Source organism: Streptomyces sp. NPDC003943 (assembly GCF_053605265.1).
Map to the genome: position 1 here is coordinate 1 of NZ_JBSGIW010000017.1, position 17,396 is coordinate 17,396.

11 protein-coding genes and 1 pseudogene are annotated in these 17,396 nt (G+C 71.1%); 10 read left to right on the forward strand and 2 right to left on the reverse strand.

What is annotated here, in order from left to right; translation table 11 throughout:
• The first annotated feature begins 114 nt into the window (after nt 1-114).
• The 10 genes from ACWEV0_RS10150 (at nt 115) to ACWEV0_RS10195 (ending at nt 15,919) form a co-directional block, all read left to right on the forward strand.
• A complete protein-coding gene (locus tag ACWEV0_RS10150; protein ID WP_453148134.1) occupies nt 115-2,112 on the forward strand; it encodes an FUSC family protein in 1,998 nt (665 codons plus the stop codon).
• Nucleotides 2,113-2,496: 384 nt separating this feature from the next.
• Nucleotides 2,497-3,927, forward strand: a complete 1,431-nt coding sequence (locus ACWEV0_RS10155; RefSeq protein WP_453148136.1) for an APC family permease — start codon at nt 2,497-2,499, stop codon at nt 3,925-3,927.
• Between the two features lie 36 nt (nt 3,928-3,963).
• A complete protein-coding gene (locus tag ACWEV0_RS10160) occupies nt 3,964-4,986 on the forward strand; it encodes a hypothetical protein (RefSeq protein ID WP_453148138.1) in 1,023 nt (340 codons plus the stop codon).
• A 138-nt stretch (nt 4,987-5,124) separates the two neighbouring features.
• Nucleotides 5,125-7,152, forward strand: a complete 2,028-nt coding sequence (locus tag ACWEV0_RS10165) for a VWA domain-containing protein (protein WP_453148140.1) — start codon at nt 5,125-5,127, stop codon at nt 7,150-7,152.
• A 131-nt stretch (nt 7,153-7,283) separates the two neighbouring features.
• A complete protein-coding gene (gene metG, locus ACWEV0_RS10170) occupies nt 7,284-8,891 on the forward strand; it encodes a methionine--tRNA ligase (protein WP_453148142.1) in 1,608 nt (535 codons plus the stop codon).
• A 137-nt stretch (nt 8,892-9,028) separates the two neighbouring features.
• Nucleotides 9,029-9,424, forward strand: a complete 396-nt coding sequence (locus ACWEV0_RS10175) for an SseB family protein (RefSeq protein WP_453148144.1) — start codon at nt 9,029-9,031, stop codon at nt 9,422-9,424.
• Entirely contained in the window at nt 9,421-10,059 is a 639-nt protein-coding gene (locus ACWEV0_RS10180) for a hypothetical protein (RefSeq protein ID WP_453148146.1), read from the forward strand. Before ACWEV0_RS10175 ends, ACWEV0_RS10180 begins: the two co-directional genes overlap by 4 nt.
• A gap of 3 nt (nt 10,060-10,062) precedes the next feature.
• On the forward strand, nt 10,063-14,451 hold the full coding sequence (locus ACWEV0_RS10185; protein WP_453148148.1) for a putative T7SS-secreted protein: 4,389 nt from the start codon (nt 10,063-10,065) through the stop codon (nt 14,449-14,451).
• A gap of 263 nt (nt 14,452-14,714) precedes the next feature.
• Nucleotides 14,715-15,146, forward strand: a complete 432-nt coding sequence (locus ACWEV0_RS10190) for a barstar family protein (protein ID WP_453148288.1) — start codon at nt 14,715-14,717, stop codon at nt 15,144-15,146.
• A 44-nt stretch (nt 15,147-15,190) separates the two neighbouring features.
• Entirely contained in the window at nt 15,191-15,919 is a 729-nt protein-coding gene (locus ACWEV0_RS10195) for a hypothetical protein (protein ID WP_453148150.1), read from the forward strand.
• A 76-nt stretch (nt 15,920-15,995) separates the two neighbouring features.
• Here the strand turns inward: ACWEV0_RS10195 and ACWEV0_RS10200 are convergent, their stop codons facing one another.
• Together ACWEV0_RS10200 and ACWEV0_RS10205 are read right to left on the reverse strand one after the other, a co-directional pair.
• Nucleotides 15,996-16,208: a DUF397 domain-containing protein gene (locus ACWEV0_RS10200; protein WP_453148151.1), complete on the reverse strand. Its 213-nt coding sequence runs from the start codon at nt 16,206-16,208 to the stop codon at nt 15,996-15,998.
• Nucleotides 16,205-17,045, reverse strand: a pseudogene (locus ACWEV0_RS10205) (helix-turn-helix domain-containing protein). Before ACWEV0_RS10205 ends, ACWEV0_RS10200 begins: the two are co-directional and overlap by 4 nt.
• Nucleotides 17,046-17,396: the final 351 nt, after the last annotated feature.

Sequence of the window (17,396 nt, forward strand, 5' to 3'; positions counted from 1 at the left end):
GCACGGGCAGCGCGTCGGTGTCCGCGCGCAGCGCGACCGTCCGCGGACCCGGCCGGCCCGGCGCCCCCGCCCCCGCCCCCGCCCCCGCCCCCGCCCCCGTCGTAGGTTGGCCGCATGGGCACAACCGCACGGCTCGCACCACCCGCCTGGCTGACCGCCGGGCTGCGCCCGCAGCCCACCCCCGTGCCGTGGGCCGCCGTCCTCCGCGCCGCCGTCGCGCTCGCCGCGCCCCTCGCCGTCGGGATGGCCACCGGCCACACCGCCTACGGCGCGCTCGTGTCGATGGGCGCCCTGTCCGGCGTCATCGGCGACACGGCGGACGCCTACCGCATGCGGGTCTTCAACATCGCCGTCCCGCAGCTGTTCGGCGCGCTCGGCGTCACCCTCGGCACCCTCGTGTACGGCCAGGGCTGGCCGGCGGTCGCCGCGCTCACGCTCGTCGCCCTCGTGTCCGGAATGATCTCGTCGATCGGCGCGGTCGCCTCCGTCTCCGGACTGCTCCTGCTGCTCAACGCGGTCGTCGGCGCCGGCCTGCCCCTCCCCGACCCCTGGTGGAAGGCCCCGCTGCTGCTCCTCCTCGGCGGGGTCGTCGTCCTCGTCCTGACGCTCCTCGGCTGGCCGTTCCGCGGCGGGCAGCCGGAGCGGGCGGCGGTGGCCGGCACGTACCGGGCGATCGCCGAGCTCCTGGAGGCGGCCGGCAGCAAGGCGTACGACGAGAAGCGGCAGGCGGTGACCGCCTCGCTGAACCAGTCGTACGACCTCGTGCTCGCCCGCCGCGCCCGCCAGCACGGCCGCGCGCCCACCCTCGTACGGCTGCTCTCCCAGCTGAACGCCGTCATCCCGATCCTGGAGGCCGCGCCCGCCGCCCACTTCGCGGCCCGCCGCTTCCGCCGCCCGCTGGCGCCGGAGATCCCGGCGGCGGTACGGGCGCTGGCCGACGCCGTCGAGGCCGCGGCACCGCGGAAGCACGCGCCGCCCCTGGACCTGCCCGACCTGCCCGACCTGCCCGAGGCCCGCCGCCCCTCCGAGAAGGCCGTGGACGCCGCCGTACGGCACGCCGCCACCGTCGTGCACCAGGCCGAGCCCCGCCCGTACAACGTGGACGACCGGCTCGGCCGCCCCGCCGCCCTGCGGGTACGGGTGCGGCGCGCCGCACGCGGGGTGCTGCTGTCCGGGGCGTCATGGCGCTACGGGCTGCGCCTCGCGCTGTGCATCGGGCTCGCGCAGGCGCTCGTCTCGCTGGTCGCCGTACCGCGCTCGTACTGGGTCGCGCTCACCGTCACCTTCGTCATGAAGCCCGACTTCGGCTCGGTCTTCTCGCGGGCGGTGCTGCGCGCGCTCGGCACCGCGGGCGGGCTGCTGATCGCCGCGCCGGTGCTCGCGGCCGTGCCGCGCGGGTGGTGGGACGTGCCGGTGATGATGGTGCTCGCGGCGCTGATCCCGGCGTTCTCGGCGAAGGGGTACGCCTTCCAGACCGCGGCCATCACCCCGGTCATCCTGCTCCTCTCCGACCTGCTCAACCGCCAGGGCTTCCACCTCGTCCTGCCCCGCCTCTACGACTCGCTCATCGGCTGCGGCATCGCGCTCGTCGCCGGCTATCTGCTGTGGCCGGAGTCCTGGCACACCCGGGTCGCCGACCGGCTCGCGGACGCGGTCGCGGACACGGCCTCGTACGTGCACCTGGCGTTCGTGGACACGGCCGGGGACAGGGACGGGGACAGGGACGACACGGCGGCCCGGCACCGGGCCCGCCGCAAGCTGTACCGGGACATGTCGTCCGTGCGCTCAGAGTTCCAGCGCGCGCTGACCGAACCGCCGCCGGCCGGTGACCTGGCTGCCGCCTGGTGGCCGCTGGCCATCGCCGTGGAGCGGATCGTGGACGCGACGACGGCCGCCCGGATCCGCGTCGACCACGGCGCGCCCGCGCCCGATCCGGCCGAGGTCGCCGCCGTGGAACGGCAGTTGCGGGAGCTGGCGGACGGACTGCGGTCCAGCGCGGTCCTGGAGGAGGTGCGGGCGGACCTCGGCGGAGACGAGGACGGGGCGCTCGAACCGCTGCGCCAGGAGGTACGGGCGGCCCGCGCCATCGCGACGCCCGGCGCGCGTGAATAGCCGCGCCCGGTAAATAAACGCGACCAAAGGGGCGTACGGAAGCCCTTACCGGCGGTTGCGGAACCGAACCCTCCCACCGCCGTTACCGAAACTCACAGGTACGACTACGATGCGCTCGAATTCATCGTGATCCACGACCCTTTCCGGCCACAAGCCTCCCCCCAAACGACTCCGTGGCACGGTCACTTCGCCCTGCGTCCCCTCCCACCGCTCCCCTCCCCCCGTTCCCCTTCCGCCCCCTTCCGTTCCCCTCCCGCTCCGCTCTCGTTCCCCTCCCGTCCCCCTCCCCCCCCACGCGCCCCGAGGACGAACCGCATGCGCACACCATCTGGCAGAGGTCCCGGCAAAGGCCCGGGCCGAGGTCTCCAGCCCAACGCCCTCGGCATGTTCGACACCATCACGATGGCCGTGGCCGGCAGTGCCCCCGCGTACTCGCTCGCCGCGACGACCGCCGTGCTCTTCGGCGCGGTCGGCCTCGCCGGACCCGCCTCACTGCTCTACTGCGCGATACCGATGCTCGGAATCGTCCTCGCGTACGCCCGCCTCGGCCGGATCGACGTCAACGCGGGCGCCGCCTACTCCTGGGTGGGCCGCACCCTCCACCCGTGCCTCGGCTTCCTCTCCGGCTGGGCGCTGGTGTTCGCCGCGACCGTCTTCATGGTCGCGGGCTCGCTGCCCGCCGGCACCCTCACGCTCTCCCTGCTCGCACCGCGGTACGCCGACAACACCGCGCTCTCGACCGCCGTCGGCGCCGGCTGGTTCCTGATGATGCTGCTCGTCGTCCTCGGCGGGGCCCGGCTGACCGTACGGGCACAGCTGGTGCTCTCCGGCGTCGAGACGGCGATCCTGATCGTCTTCATCCTCGGCGCGCTGGCCCACCACGGGCACGCCACCGCCTTCGACTGGTCGTGGTTCGGCCTCGGCCACTTCGGCGGCGCCTCCGGCTTCGCGTCGGGCGCGCTGATCGCCGCGTACTACTACTGGGGCTGGGACGTCACCAGCAACCTCAGCGAGGAGACGCGGGACAGCCGCCGCACGGCGGGCCTCTCCGCGCTCGTCGGCATCGGCACGGTCTTCCTCCTCTTCGTGGCGTACACCGTCGCCGTCAACGTGCTGCTGACCTCCGAGCAGATCGAGAAGGGCGGCGCGAACGTCCTCGCCGTCCTCGGCGAGGAGATCTGGCCCGGCGTCGGCGGCAAGATGCTGATCCTGGCCGTGCTCCTGTCGACCGTCGCCACCCTGGAGACCACCCTCATCCAGGTCACCCGCACGCTCTTCGCGATGGGCCGTGACCGCACCCTGCCGGCCGCGCTCGGACGCGTGCACCGCCGCTGGAACACGCCGTGGGTCGCCGTGCTCACCGTCGGCGGCGCCGCGCTCTTCCTCTTCGCCACCTCGGCCGCCGCCGACTCGGTGCAGGAGGTGCTCGGCGACGCGGTGAAGGCGATCGGCCTCCAGATCGCGTTCTACTACGCGCTCGCCGGCATCGCCGCCGTCCTCGCGTACAAGAAGCTGCTGCTCGCCTCCGTGAAGGACTTCGTCCTGGGCGGGCTGTGGCCGCTGCTCGGCTCCGCGTTCATGATGTGGGCGTTCGTCGAGTCGCTCAGCGAACTCTCCGTGAGCGCGCTCGTCATCGGGCTCGGCGGGCTCGCCGCCGGAGTCGTACCGCTGCTCGTGTACCGGCGGAAGGGCAGTGCCTTCTTCCGCCCGGCCCGGCTCGACGCGGGCGCCGCCCTCGCCGCCGCCGAGGCGTTCACGTCCCCGCACTCGCCGCGCGCCCGCCGCGCGGACGAGTCACTCGCCACCGACTTCTGACGGCCTGTCGGTCTTCGTTCGAGAGGGGGTACCGGGATGGCCGCTCTGCGCCGCCGCTCGGCCCGGCAGAGCCGGGGGTTCGTACCGGACTTCGACCCGGACTTCGGCGACCGGGCGCTCACCGAGGCCCGGCACGACATGGTCATCGGGCGCTGGCAGGGCGTCCGCGACCTGCTCGCCGCCACCGGCGACGACTGGGCCCGCCGCACCCACCGGCTCCGGCTGCTCTCCCACGCCGCGGCCGGCAGCTCCACCGTCGAGACCTGGCGGGCCGCCGAGGCGGGCAACCCGGACGCGGCCGTGCTGCGCGCCGCCACCGAGGTCGTCCGCGTCTTCGACACCGCCATCGCCGCGGGCCGCGGCGCCACCGTCGACCGCGGCCGCATCGACGCCGCCGTCGACACCTGCCTGGCGGCCGCCGAGGCCGCGCCGCCCGACCCCATGCCCTGGGTGTCGCTGCTCTCCGTCGCCCGGCTGTACGAGGGCGGGGTGCCGCGCCGCGAGCTGCGCCGCTGGTTCGACGAACTGCGCCGCCGCGACCCGTACAACCTCGAAGGCCACACCCAGGTGCTGCGCTACTGGTCCGCCCGCTGGCACGGCACCCACGGCGCCATGTACGACTTCGCCCGCGACGCCGCCGGCGTCGCCCCGCCCGGCTCCCCGCTCCCCGTCCTCGTCCAGATCGCCCGCGTCGAGGAGTACCGCTACATCGCCGACGGCGCCCTCGGCCGCGGTCCCGTCCGCGGCTTCGACCAGCACTGGAAGCACGAGCTGGCGGTCACGGAGCTGCGCAGGACCCACGCCCGCTGGATCGGCGGCCGGGGCGACGGCGTGCCCGTCGCCCCGGAAGAGGTCGCCGAACTCAACTACCTCGCGCACGCCGCCTGTTACGCGGGCCAGGTGGAGGTGGCCCGGGAGCTGCTCGGCCTGCTCGGGGCGCGGGCGGCGTGGGTGCCCTGGGTGTACACGGGGGAGCCGGCCGAGCAGTTCGTCCGCTTCCGTGAGGGCCTCGGGGTGGGGTCCGGAACCGGCCAGGGAACCGGCCCGGGGGCGGGCTGATGAACACTGGGCGACAGGGGCCGCCCGGGTCGTAGGGGCCGGAGAGGGCGGCCGCTAACCTTACGTGTCCGCCCTGGCCAGGGATGAAGGACACATACCGCACCCAACCCAACCCAACTCATGTGAAGGGGTTCGCCCATGGGTATCCGGAGCTTGCTGCGCAAGGTTTTCGGCCGCGACCGCACGACGACCGCGACCACCCTCGAACCCCCGACCGCGACCGCCTCGGTCCCGGCCCAGGCCACCGCGCCGGAGACGGCGGAGGCGTCGGAGGCGGCGGAGCCCGCGGAGCAGGTGGCCGCCGAGGTGGCGACTTCGGCTGCGGCTACGGCTACTGCTACTGCTGCGGCTGCGGAGCCGGTGCTCCCGGCCCAGTCGGCGGCCGAGCGCGCGGCCGAGGACCTGGTCGCGGCGGCGTTCGACAACCCGCAGATCCCGCAGGCGCGGAAGGCGGGCGCGGGCGCGGAAGCGGCTGCGGAGGAGGAGGCCGAGGCGGAGGCGGAGGCGAGCGTCACGGCTGAGCCGGAGGAGGATGCCAAGGCTGAGGCGGAGGCCGACGAGGAAGCCGAGGCGGCCGTCGCGGCGGAGGCGGAGGCTGAGGCGGAGGCGCGGGTGGCGGAGACCGCGGCCGAGGCGGAGACCGACACGGAGCCGGAGACGGAGACGGAGCCGGAGCAGGCGGGTACGGAGCCGGGGGCGGCCGTTGCCGAGTCGGACGCGGCCGTCGAGGCGGAGGCAGAGCCGACGGCCGAGGCCACGGATGAGGCCGACGCCGAGGCGACCGCGGAGCCGACGGCTGTCGAGTCGGACGCGGAGGCGACTGCGGACGCCATCGAGGCGAACGCATCGGAGCCGGAGCCGGAGTCGGAGACCGTCGCCGAGGCTGACGCCGAGCCGGCCGTCGCCGCTGACGCGGAGGCCCCCGCCGCCGAGCCGACGGCCGACGTCACGGATGAGGCCGACGCCGAGGCGACCGCCGAGTCCGACACCACCGCTGTCGCGGAACCCGTCACCGGTCCGGAGGCCGAGCCGGTCGCCGCGCCGAGCGACGAGACCACCGCGACGGACACCGTCGCGACCGAGGACACGCCCGCTGAGGAGCCGCCGGCCGCCGACGCCGAGGCGACCGCCGACGTCCCCGCGTCGGAGGAGCCCACCGAGCCGCAGGCGGAGGCCGTCGTCGCGGCAGCCGACGAGCCGCAGGCGGAAACCCCGGTCGCGGCAGCTGACGAGCCGCAGACGGAGACCCTCGCCGCGGCAGCCGACGAACCCCAGGCGGAAACCCTCGCCGCGGCAGCCGACGAACCCCAGGCGGAGGCCCCCGTCGCGGCAGCCGACGAGCCGGTCACCACCCCGGCCGAGGCCCCCGCGCAGCCGGAGACCGAGCTCGTCGCCGCTGCGGGCGACGACACGGCCCCCGCGCAGCCGGAGACCGAGACCCCGGCGGACGCCCCCGCCGTCGCCGAGACCCCGGCCGCAGAGGCGCCCGCCGCCGACGCCCCCGCCCTCTCCCTCGCCCGCGTCAAGGCGGCCGCGCCCCAGCTCGTCGACGCCTACAAGGCCGCCGGCGCGGTCCTCAAGAAGCAGGGGCTGACCGGGGCGCGGGCCGCCGTCTACCTCGTGGTCGACCGGTCCGGGTCGATGCGGACGTACTTCAAGGACGGGTCGGTCCAGCGCCTGGCCGAGCAGACCGTGGCCCTCGCCGCGCACCTCGACGAGGACGCCGCCGTCACCACCGTGTTCTTCTCGACGGAGATCGACGGCACCGCCGTCCTCCGTCCCGCGGACCTCACCCCCACCCGGGTCGAGGAGATCAACGCGACGCTGCCCCGGATGGGCCGCACCAACTACGACCGCGCGATCGAGGAGGTCCTCGCGCTCCACGAGAAGAGCGAGGACCCGTCCCGCCCGGCGCTCGTCGTGTTCCAGACGGACGGCGCGCCGGACGCGAAGACGCCGGCGACCCAGGCGCTGACGGACGCGGCGGACCGGCCGTACGCGACGCACTGGCGGTTCACGGTGTGGGGCGAGGAGGAGACGAAGGCGTTCGACTACCTCCGTAAGCTCGCCACCCCTCGTACGGCTGTGCACTTCGCCGGCCCGACGCCGGTCGAGACGCCGCACGCCGCGTTCTACGGCGCCCTGCTCGCCGACTGGTCGCTCTGACGACCGCATAGCCAGGAAGGCCCGGAGAGGCCGGGGAGGCCGGGGGCCGAGGGGAACGTCACCCTCCGCCCCCGGCCTCCCGCCGTTTATCCGTGTGAGAGGGACTCGCCCCGGCCGTTAAAATTCGCACCATGGCGGCCACTGGATCCGAGAAGCAGGGCTCGAAGGCGTTCTACGTCACGACCCCCATCTACTACGTCAACGACGCTCCTCACCTGGGCCACGCCTACACGACCGTCGCAGGCGACGTGCTCACCCGCTGGCACCGCCAGCGCGGTGAGAAGGTGTGGTACCTCACCGGCACGGACGAGCACGGTCAGAAGATCATGCGCACCGCGGAGGCGAACAACGTCACGCCCCAGGAGTGGTGCGACAAGCTCGTCGAGGAGGCGTGGAAGCCCCTCTGGGAGCACCTGAACATCGCGAACGACGACTTCATCCGCACCACCCAGAAGCGTCACACCGACCGCGTCCAGGAGTTCGTGCAGGACCTGTACGACAAGGGCGAGATCTACAAGGGCGGCTACGAGGGCCCGTACTGCGTGGGCTGCGAGGAGTACAAGCTCCCGGGCGATCTCATCGAGGCCGAGGACGGCACGAAGCTGTGCGCCGTCCACAAGAGGCCGGTGGAGATCCTCAAGGAGGAGAACTACTTCTTCAAGCTGAGCGAGTACGGTCCGAAGCTGCTCGAGTTCTACGAGGCGAACCCGGGCTTCATCCAGCCGGAGTCGGCCCGCAACGAGGTCGTGAACTTCGTCAAGCAGGGCCTGCAGGACCTGTCGATCTCCCGCTCGACCTTCGACTGGGGCATCCCGATCCCGTGGGACGACAAGCACGTCATCTACGTGTGGGTCGACGCGCTCCTGAACTACGCGACGGCGGTCGGCTACAACGAGAACCCGGCGAAGTTCGACGAGACCTTCCCGGCCGACACCCACATCGTCGGCAAGGACATCCTGCGCTTCCACGCGGTGATCTGGCCGGCGATGCTGATGGCGCAGGGCCTGCCGGTCCCGGGCCGGGTGGCTGCCAACGGCTGGCTGATGGTCGGCGGCGAGAAGATGTCGAAGTCGAACCTGACCGGCATCAAGCCGCAGGACCTGACCTCGCACTTCGGCGTGGACGCGTACCGCTGGTACTTCCTGCGCGCGATCGCGTTCGGCAGCGACGGCTCGTTCTCGTGGGAGGACTTCTCCGCCCGCTACACCTCCGAGCTGGCCAACGACTACGGCAACCTCGCCTCGCGCGTGGCGGCGATGGTCGGCAAGTACTTCGGCGGCGAGCTGCCGGCGTCGACGGCCGACGGCGACGCGGAGAAGGCGGTCCAGGAGGGCCTGGCGAAGGCCGTGGCCGCCGCGGACGAGAAGATCGGCGAGGAGCTGGACTTCCAGGGCGGCATCCTGGCGATCTTCGACTTCGTGAAGCAGGTCAACGGCTACATCACCGAGCAGGAGCCCTGGAAGGTCGCGAAGGACGAGTCGGAGGAGGGCCGCGCCCGCCTGGCGACGATCCTCTACACGGCAGCAGAGTCCCTCCGCGCCGTCGCCGTCCTCCTGAACCCGATCATGCCCGAGACCTCCCAGAAGCTCTGGGACTCCCTGGGCGCCGAGCCGGCCCTGGGCGCCCTCGCCGCCCAGCCGGTCCAGGACGCCGCCACCTGGGGCCTCCTCCCGGCCGGCGCCACGGTGACGAAGGGCGCGGTCCTCTTCCCGCGCCTGGAGGACCCGAAGAAGGACTGACGCTCCGCTCTTCCGTACGCCACGAAGGCCGCCGCCCCACACGGGGACGGCGGCCTTCGCCATATCCGGACCAACCTGACAGAAGAAGCGTTTCTCCATTGCATCCGGAAACCCACTCCTGCGAGCATCGCGGCTCCATGGGCGAGCAGGGGGAGACGCGCATGCAGGTGGCGGAGACCACGACGGACCCGCGCCGCGAGTTCGCGGTGCTGCTGGGCGAGTTCCGGCGTACGGCGGTGCTCGTGCCCGTCGATCCGTACGGGAGCCCTTGGACCGCCGAGCAGGGCGGGGTGCGCTGGATCTGCGCGTTCTCGGACGAGCCGGCGCTGGCACGCTTCGCGTACGCACAGCAGGAAGCGGCCCGCGAGTGGGAGTACCGGACGATCCTCGGGGCCCGGCTGCTCGACGTCCTCGTGCCGACGCTGGCGAAGGCGGGCGTCCCGGCCGGGGTGGCGCTGGACGCGGGGAGCGAGGACGGGATGCTGTTCCCGCCGGTCGAGGGTGTCGTGCCGGAGACGGCGGTGACCCGATGACGGATCCTGATCTGAAGGCGTCCGGCGAGGCGCTGAAGCTGATCGCCCAGGGCATCGACAAGGCGCACGGCGAGCTGAAGGACCTGTCGATCGGACAGCAGGCGATCACCGGCCGCGGTTTCGAGCGGCTCGCGCTGACCGGCGTACAGCTGGGCCACCAGGGCCTCGCCGAGCAGTTCGAGACGTTCTGCGAACGGTGGGGCTGGGGCGTGCGGGACCTCATGCAGAAGGCAAACGTGTTCGCGGCGTCACTGGGGCTGACCGCCGGGGCGTTCGCCGAGCAGGAGGAGTACATCAAGGGCACGTTCAAGATCGTCACGAACGCGGTCAACGGCAACCCGCACCTCTCCGAGGACGAGGTCAAGGAGAAGAGCTGGGCCGAGATACGCAACCAGTCGCCGTACGACGGCGCCGACTGGAGCCCGGAGTCGTTCCGCGACGCCCAGGGCCGGGTCGAGCAGACCTGGCGGGACACCACGTACGACGTCGGGGACGGGGTCTTCGACTCCGCGCGGAACGCGGGGCTGCTGGATCCCGAGGCGCGGGAGCGGGTGGACGCGCGGATGCGTGAGCAGCTGGAGCCCACGGAGGAAACGGTCCGCCGGGCGCAGGAGCCGAACTGGGGGGATCGCTGAGCCGTGGCCGGCTGGGGGGAACTGTTCGACAAGGGTGCCGACATCGTCGGCGACGGCATCGACTGGGGCAAGCGGAAGGTCGGCGAGGGCGTCGACAAGGCGACCGACGCGGCCGGCTGGGGCCTGGAGCAGGTGGGCGCCGACGGCTGGGCGGACAAGGTCGAGGACTGGGGTGACGGGGCCGCGTCGTGGCTCGGGGCGGAGGTCGGTGAGGCGCAGCTCGGCCAGACCGACGAGCCGGACGAGCTGATCCACGGCAAGACCGGCGACATCACGGCCGCGGTGACCAACCTCCGCGACTTCCAGTCCGCCTTCGACAGCGTCGGCAACGGCCTCAAGGGCCTGGAGGCGACCGACCGCTGGAAGGGCGAGGCCGCCCGGGCCTTCCAGGAGAAGTTCCGGGCGCTGCCGCCGGACTGGCTGCGCGCGGCGGACGCCTTCGGCGCAGCGGCCGGCGCCCTGGAGACGTACGCGCACACGGTGACCTGGGCGCAGGGCAAGGCGCGCGAGGCGATCGAGCTCCACCAGCAGGGCGAGGCCACCTCCAGGGCGGCCGTCGACGCGTACAACAAGAAGGTCGACGCCTACAACGCGGCCCGTACCGGCGAGAACCCGTTGCCGAAGCCCGGCGAGTTCACCGACCCCGGCGAGGCCCAGCGCGCCCGCGCCCGCGAGATCCTCGCGGATGCTCGCCGCCAGCGCGACGAGGCCGCCGAACGGGCGAAGGGCGCGGTCTCCGCCGCCCTCGCCCACGCCCCGGCCGAGCCGTCGGCCGCGGACCGGCTTCGCCTCGACGCCATGGACTACGCCGTGGGCCAGGGCACGGAGCTGCTGCACGTCACGGGCGGCGCGGTGAAGGGCGTCGTCGGCCTCTCCAACTTCGTCCGCTCGGTCAACCCCCTGGACTCGTACAACATCACGCACCCGGCCGCCTACTACGAGAACGTCAGCATGACGCTGGCCGGGATCGCGTCGACGGCCGCGCACCCGGACCGGGCGCTGAAGAACTCGTGGGAGGCGTTGAAGAGCGACCCGAGCGAGTTCTTCGGCCGACTGCTGCCGGAGCTGATCGGGACGAAGGGCCTGGGCGGGCTGAAATCTCTGACGCGGCTGAAGCAGGCGGAGCGCCTGGAGGAGCTGAAGCCGGGCGGGAAGGGCACGGCGTCGGCCCAGCACGCGAAGGAACCGGAAGGCAGGAGCCAGGCGAGCACGGAGCGGAGATGCGCGAGCGATCCGGTCGACGTGGCCACCGGCCGGATGATCCTCCCGCAGACCGACCTCTCGCTGCCGGGTGCGTTCCCGCTGGTGTTCACCCGTACCTTCGAGTCCTCGTACCGCACCGGCCGCTGGTTCGGCCCCACCTGGGCGAGCACGCTCGACCAGCGCCTGGAGATCGACGCGAAGGGCGTCGTCCTGCTCTGCGAGGACGGCAGCATCCTCGCCTTCCCGCACCCGGCACCGGGGGTGCCGGTGCTGCCGACGCACGGCACGCGCCGCTGGACGCTTGACCGGGACGCGTTGGGCGACACCTACACCGTCACGGCCCCGGAGACCGGCGTCGTCCGCCATTTCGCTGTTGTCGGCGAGGGGGACGAAGCGACGCTGGTCCAGCTCGACGACCGCAACGGCAACTGGATCAGCTTCGGGTACGACGCGGAGGGCGCGCCCACGGAGGTCGTCCACCACGGCGGCTACCGGCTCCGCCTGACCACCGACGGACCACGTGTGACCGCGCTGCACCTGGGCGACCAGGAGGTCCGGCGCTACGGCTACGACGAGGACGGCCATCTGACCTCCGTCGCGGACTCCACCGGCCTGCCAACGCTCTTCGCCTACGACGAGCACGGCCGGATGACGTCGTGGACCGACACCAACGGCTATCGCTACGACTACGAGTACGACGAGCGCGACCGCTGCGTCTGGCAGTCGGGCCGTGACGGCGTGATGGCTGGACGTTTCACGTGGAACATCGGTGAATCCGGCAGCGGTGAGACCACGTACACGGACGCGCTCGGCCGCACGACCCGCTTCGAGGTCGACGAGCGGGCCCGGATCACGTCCGAGACCGGCCCGGACGGGGCCGTCACCCGCTTCACGCACGACGGCCGGGGCCGCGTCCTGTCCCGTACCGACCCCCTCGGGCACACCACCCTCTTCGCGTACGACGAGGAGGGACGGCTCGCCTCCGTCACCCGCCCCGACGGCCGGACCCTGTCGGCGGAGTACGACGGGCTCGGCCTGCCGGTGAAGGTCACGCGCGCGGACGGGACCAGGATCCGGCAGACGTACGACGAGCGCGGCAACCGCACGTCGGTGACGGAACCTTCGGGCGCGCGCACGGAGTTCACGTACGACGACCGGGGCCGGCTGGTGGCGGTGACGGACCCGCTGGGCGCCGTCACCCGGTTCCGTACGGACGCGACGGGCCTGCCGGTCTCGGTCACGGACCCGCTGGGTGCGACGACGACCTACGAGCGCGACGCCTTCGGCCGTACGGTCCGGATCACGGACGCGAAGGGCACGCGGACGAGGCTGGAATGGACGCCCGAGGGCCGTCTGGCCCGCCGGGTCGCCCCGGACGGGTCCGCTGAATCCTGGACGTACGACGGCGAGGGCAACTGCCTCACCCACACGGACGCCCTCGGCGGCACCACCACCTTCGCCTACGGCGACTTCGACGTCCTCGCCTCCCGCACCGACCCGGACGGCACGCGCCACACCTTCACCCACGACGCCTCGCTCCAGCTGACGCAGGTCACCAACCCTCAGGGCCTGACCTGGAGGTACGCGTACGACGAGGCGGGTCGCACGGTCGCGGAGACGGACTTCGACGGGCGGACGCTGTCTTACGCGTACGACCCGGCGGGTCGGCTGGCCGCCCGTACGAACGCGCTCGGCCAGACGGTCAGCTTCGAGCGGGACGCACTCGGCAAGGTCGTCCGCAAGGACGCGGACGGCGCGGTCACGACGTACGAGTACGACATCTTCGACGAGCTGGGCGTGGCAGCGGGCCCGGATGTCACGCTGACCCGCCTGCGGAACCGGCACGGGCACCTCGTCTCGGAGACGGTCAACAACCGAACGCTCTCCTTCACCTATGACGAGGTGGGCCGGAGGACGGGCCGGAGGACACCGGGCGGGGCGGTGAGCTCGTGGTCGTACGACGCGGCGGGCAGGCGGTCGGACCTGACGACGTCGGGTCGGTCGCTGACGTTCACGCACGACGAGCTGGGCCGCGAAGTGTCCCGCGCGGTGGGCGACTTCACGTCCCTCACCTCCACCTTCGACGAGGTGGGGAGACTGACGTCGCACGAGGTGAGGGGCCGGGGTGGCCGCCTCCAGCACCGGGCGTACCACTACCGCCCCGACGGCGGCCTCGTCGGCATCGACGACCAGCTGGCCGGCCCGCGCCGCTTCGACCTCGACGCGGCGGGCCGCGTGACGCGGGTGTCGGCCGACCGGTGGACCGAGCGGTACGCCTACGACGAGGCCGGCAACCAGACCGACGCGTCCTGGCCCGGCCCGGGCACCGAGGCGGCGGGCCCGCGCGCCTACTCGGGCACCCGCATCACCCACGCGGGCGCGGTCCGCTACGAACACGACTCCCAGGGCCGCGTCGTCCTTCGCCAGAAGACCCGCCTCTCCCGGAAGCCGGACACCTGGCACTACACGTGGGACGCCGAGGACCGCCTGACCTCCGTCACCACCCCCGACGGCACGGAATGGCGCTACGTCTACGACCCGCTGGGCCGCCGCGTCGCCAAGCACTCCCCCACGGAGACCGTCCACTTCACCTGGGACGGCACCACCCTCTGCGAGCAGTCCACCGAAACCCTCACCCTGACCTGGGACCACGCGGGCCTGCGCCCCCTCGCCCAGACGGAACACCGCCGCGACACCGACCAGACCCGCTTCTTCGCCATCGTCACCGACCTGATCGGCACCCCGACGGAACTCGTCGACGAGTCCGGCACCCTCGCCTGGCGCACCCGCACCACCCTCTGGGGCACCACCACCTGGACCCGCGACGCCACCGCCTACACCCCCCTCCGCTTCCCCGGCCAGTACTTCGACCCGGAGTCCGGCCTCCACTACAACTACTTCCGCTACTACGACCCCGAACCGGGCCGCTACCTTTCCCAGGACCCCCTGGGCCTGGCCCCGGCCCCGAACCCGGCGACGTACGTCCACAACCCGCACACGTGGAGCGACCCGCTGGGGCTCTCGGAGTGCAAGGAATTCACCAAGGGGACAACCCTTGGCGACGTTAGTAAAATTCACGGCTGGGTCCCTGATTCCATTCCCGAAGAGTCCCTGGAAGTGCTTCGAGACATGGAGAAATACAACTTCGCATATGGAGGCGGACCTGGTTTCTACGGACCAAAGTATTAGACCGAGCCGTTCGAAAACGATGTCCGAAGGGGCGGCCACCAACTCCCCACTCACGAGCCCTCCGGCAAACCAATCACATATCAAGAGTATGGAACTTACCCGTCACCAGACAATCCAGAGCCGGGCGGAGAACGTTGGGTGTTCGGTAGTGATGGATCTGCCTACTATACTCCGACCCATTACCAGACGTACATCGTAGGCAGGAGTCCAAGATGGGCGGAGCAGTGAACGAAGTGACGTCGTCAATTCACATCACCCCATGGATGCACATCGCCACAACAGGCGGCGGGGTGCCCCTCAATGAGCTCCTACCCACAACTGGCAGAGTTTACGTAGCTCGCCTAAACGGGCGGGATATGACCGACGAGACGTCGACATTCCAGCTGTTTTGGGAAACCTTGAAGTTCCCCGATTACTTCGGCTGGAACTGGCACGCATTCTACGATTGCCTTCGCGACCTCCAATGGCTTTCATCGGATCATCATATCCTGATCATCGAATCCGCCGAGGCCGCACTATCCGAGGACGACACCGCCCGAGAAGAGTTTTTCAGAGCATTGTGGCGCGCCGGACAGCGGCGGTCTTTTGTCAAGCGACCTGAGGGCGTGACACTGAGCAGACTCTGCATTGTCCTTTCATGCGACGGGGGATCCGTCCCTGAACTTTCAAGCCGCCTTGGAGAATTCAAAAATTAGCCCCGCCACTGGCGGGCGTTCAATCAGGAAGACAGGCGGCCACCATGTGGGACAACGGTAAATTGCAGGTCCATTCGATCGAGCAACGTGACGATTATGGAGGTGTCTGCGTCGTCCGATGCATCGGCGGAGTCGTCCGGATGGGGCAGGCGTTCCTGATCGAACATGGTCAACACCCCCGATCGCTCACCCTAGAGCGGATCGAACGCTATCGTCAGCCCGTTGAATTCTTCGATCCACCGCATTCCGCCTTAATCTACCTGTCCGGCGGTCCACTCACCGGAATCCACGAGGGGACGGTCCTGGTGGGCATGCCGGAAACACTAGGCACAGCCGAGCCGGCAAAGGCCGCTCGGCTCGGCCGTTTGATCCAGACCGGCCTCGCCGTCTCGAACGACTCGGCACCCCGCGACATCCCCTCTGTCCTGGAGGCACTGCGGAGCGTTGCGAATTGGGAGATTCAGCCTGCGACTAAAGTCCCCTTGAGCCACCCGAAGGCCCTGCAGGAGGTCGACCATCAGTGGCAGCTCCACGCCGAGCGGAATGGACTGTTTAGGGATGATGGCTCCTTCCTGCTGAGCATCTCCGGTACGGGAGCATCGACACTCGGCTGGGCTGTGGTGAAGTGGGCGCCCGGCACGGAGCTCGCGCCACGGCTCGTGCAGCGTGACGAGGGGCTGGATTTCCTGGCGATGTCGCTGGACGGAAAAATGGTGTGCGCCGTGACTGAAGAGGAATACGACTACTGGATCGTCGTCCAGCATCTTGGGTAGAGGACCGACCGCGTCGCCGAGGGGTCGTGCGGAGCTCGACAGCGCGGTCAGCTTCAGACGGCCGCGCCGGTATGCCTCAGCACGAGCCCCCGGCGTACGAGACGAAGCCCGCCCAGGCGGTCGGGGCCACGGTGAGGTGGGGGCCGGGGAGGTTCTTGGAGTCGCGGATGTGGATCAGGGACGGGCCGGTGGCGATCTCGACGCAGGAGTCGCCCTCGCTGCCGCTGCTGTAGCTGCTCTTGAACCACACCAGTTCAGAGACGTCCTCGGCCGAGCTGTTGTGGATCATGTCTCTCCTAGCAGTTGCTCGATGAAGACCGCGGACTCGCGGGGCGTGAGAGCCTGAGCCCGGATGATGCCGTAGCGCAGTTCAAGGATACGGAGATGGCGCGGCTCGGTCACGGGCCGCCCGTTGGCGACGACGGGAGAGCGCCCGACCGCAGAGCCGTCCGCGAACTTAAGCACCTCGATCCCGCCGTCCACCCCGGCGTGCTCCTCGCAGTCCGTGGGCATCACATGCAGCTCGATGTTCCTCATCTTGCCGATCTCCAGCAGGTGTTCGAGCTGTCGGCGCAGTATCGGACGGCCGCCGAGCGGGCGGCGCAGCGTCCACTCCTCCAGGACGAAGCTGAGCTCGGGAGCGATCCCGGTCGAAGATCGCCTTGCGCGCCACGCGCGCCGCCATGTACCGCTCGACCTCGTCCTTCGTGTACGCCGGGCGGCGCATGGCGAGCAGTCCGTGCGCGTACTCGGGCGTCTGGAGCAGGCCGTGGATGTTGAGCGGGTCGTAGAGGTGCATCTCCGCTGTCGTGGCTTCGAGTTTCGCCAGGTCGCGGACCTTCTTGGGGTAGCGGACCTTCGCCACGTCCTCTTTCATGGCCTTCAACAGACCGTCCGCGCTCAGGACCTCGTCCGCCTTGTCCAGGAATTCCGGGCGCGGGATCCTCCTCCCGCCCTCCAGCTTGTAGATCATGTCCTCGCCGTAGCCGACCGTCGTCCCGAACTCGGCGGCGTTCATGCCCATCGCCTCGCGCCGCAGCTTCAACTGCCGTCCCACCGTGGCGATGACCGCCAGGCCCCACTCGTCGTCCGGGTCCACTTCCCAACCGGGCTCGTCCACCGCCATGCCGTACCCCTCCGTCGTCCTGTGCACCGCGAACCCTCTACCCGTGGGCGCGGTCCCGGCAGTCCGGACAACAGTGGACAGACTCCGGACAGTCGCGCTTCGCACCGAAGCCCAAGCGCTTGGGCTTCGGTGGTTCGGGTGGCCCCAACTACCAAGGACGACAGGTGAAATGACCCCACCAAACCCACCCTTTCCCGCCCGCAGCGGGGCGATCACTCGCTCGGGTGAAATATGCCAACGGGACTGGCATTGGGGCGGGTTGGTTGATCTACGCTCAGCGCACACAGGCAGCACCTGCCCCCAGACATGAGTCGGCCCTCGCCGGGACTAGCGATCCCAGTGCGAGGGCCT

Bases quoted from the DNA above. Each gene is read 5' to 3' on its own strand.
- ACWEV0_RS10150 (WP_453148134.1), top strand. From the start codon at position 115: ATGGGCACAACCGCACGGCTCGCACCACCCGCCTGGCTGACCGCCGGG.
- ACWEV0_RS10155 (WP_453148136.1), top strand. From the start codon at position 2,497: ATGTTCGACACCATCACGATGGCCGTGGCCGGCAGTGCCCCCGCGTAC.
- ACWEV0_RS10160 (WP_453148138.1), top strand. From the start codon at position 3,964: ATGGCCGCTCTGCGCCGCCGCTCGGCCCGGCAGAGCCGGGGGTTCGTA.
- ACWEV0_RS10165 (WP_453148140.1), top strand. From the start codon at position 5,125: ATGGGTATCCGGAGCTTGCTGCGCAAGGTTTTCGGCCGCGACCGCACG.
- metG (WP_453148142.1), top strand. From the start codon at position 7,284: ATGGCGGCCACTGGATCCGAGAAGCAGGGCTCGAAGGCGTTCTACGTC.
- ACWEV0_RS10175 (WP_453148144.1), top strand. From the start codon at position 9,029: ATGGGCGAGCAGGGGGAGACGCGCATGCAGGTGGCGGAGACCACGACG.
- ACWEV0_RS10180 (WP_453148146.1), top strand. From the start codon at position 9,421: ATGACGGATCCTGATCTGAAGGCGTCCGGCGAGGCGCTGAAGCTGATC.
- ACWEV0_RS10190 (WP_453148288.1), top strand. From the start codon at position 14,715: ATGCACATCGCCACAACAGGCGGCGGGGTGCCCCTCAATGAGCTCCTA.
- ACWEV0_RS10195 (WP_453148150.1), top strand. From the start codon at position 15,191: ATGTGGGACAACGGTAAATTGCAGGTCCATTCGATCGAGCAACGTGAC.
- ACWEV0_RS10200 (WP_453148151.1), bottom strand. From the start codon at position 16,208: ATGATCCACAACAGCTCGGCCGAGGACGTCTCTGAACTGGTGTGGTTC.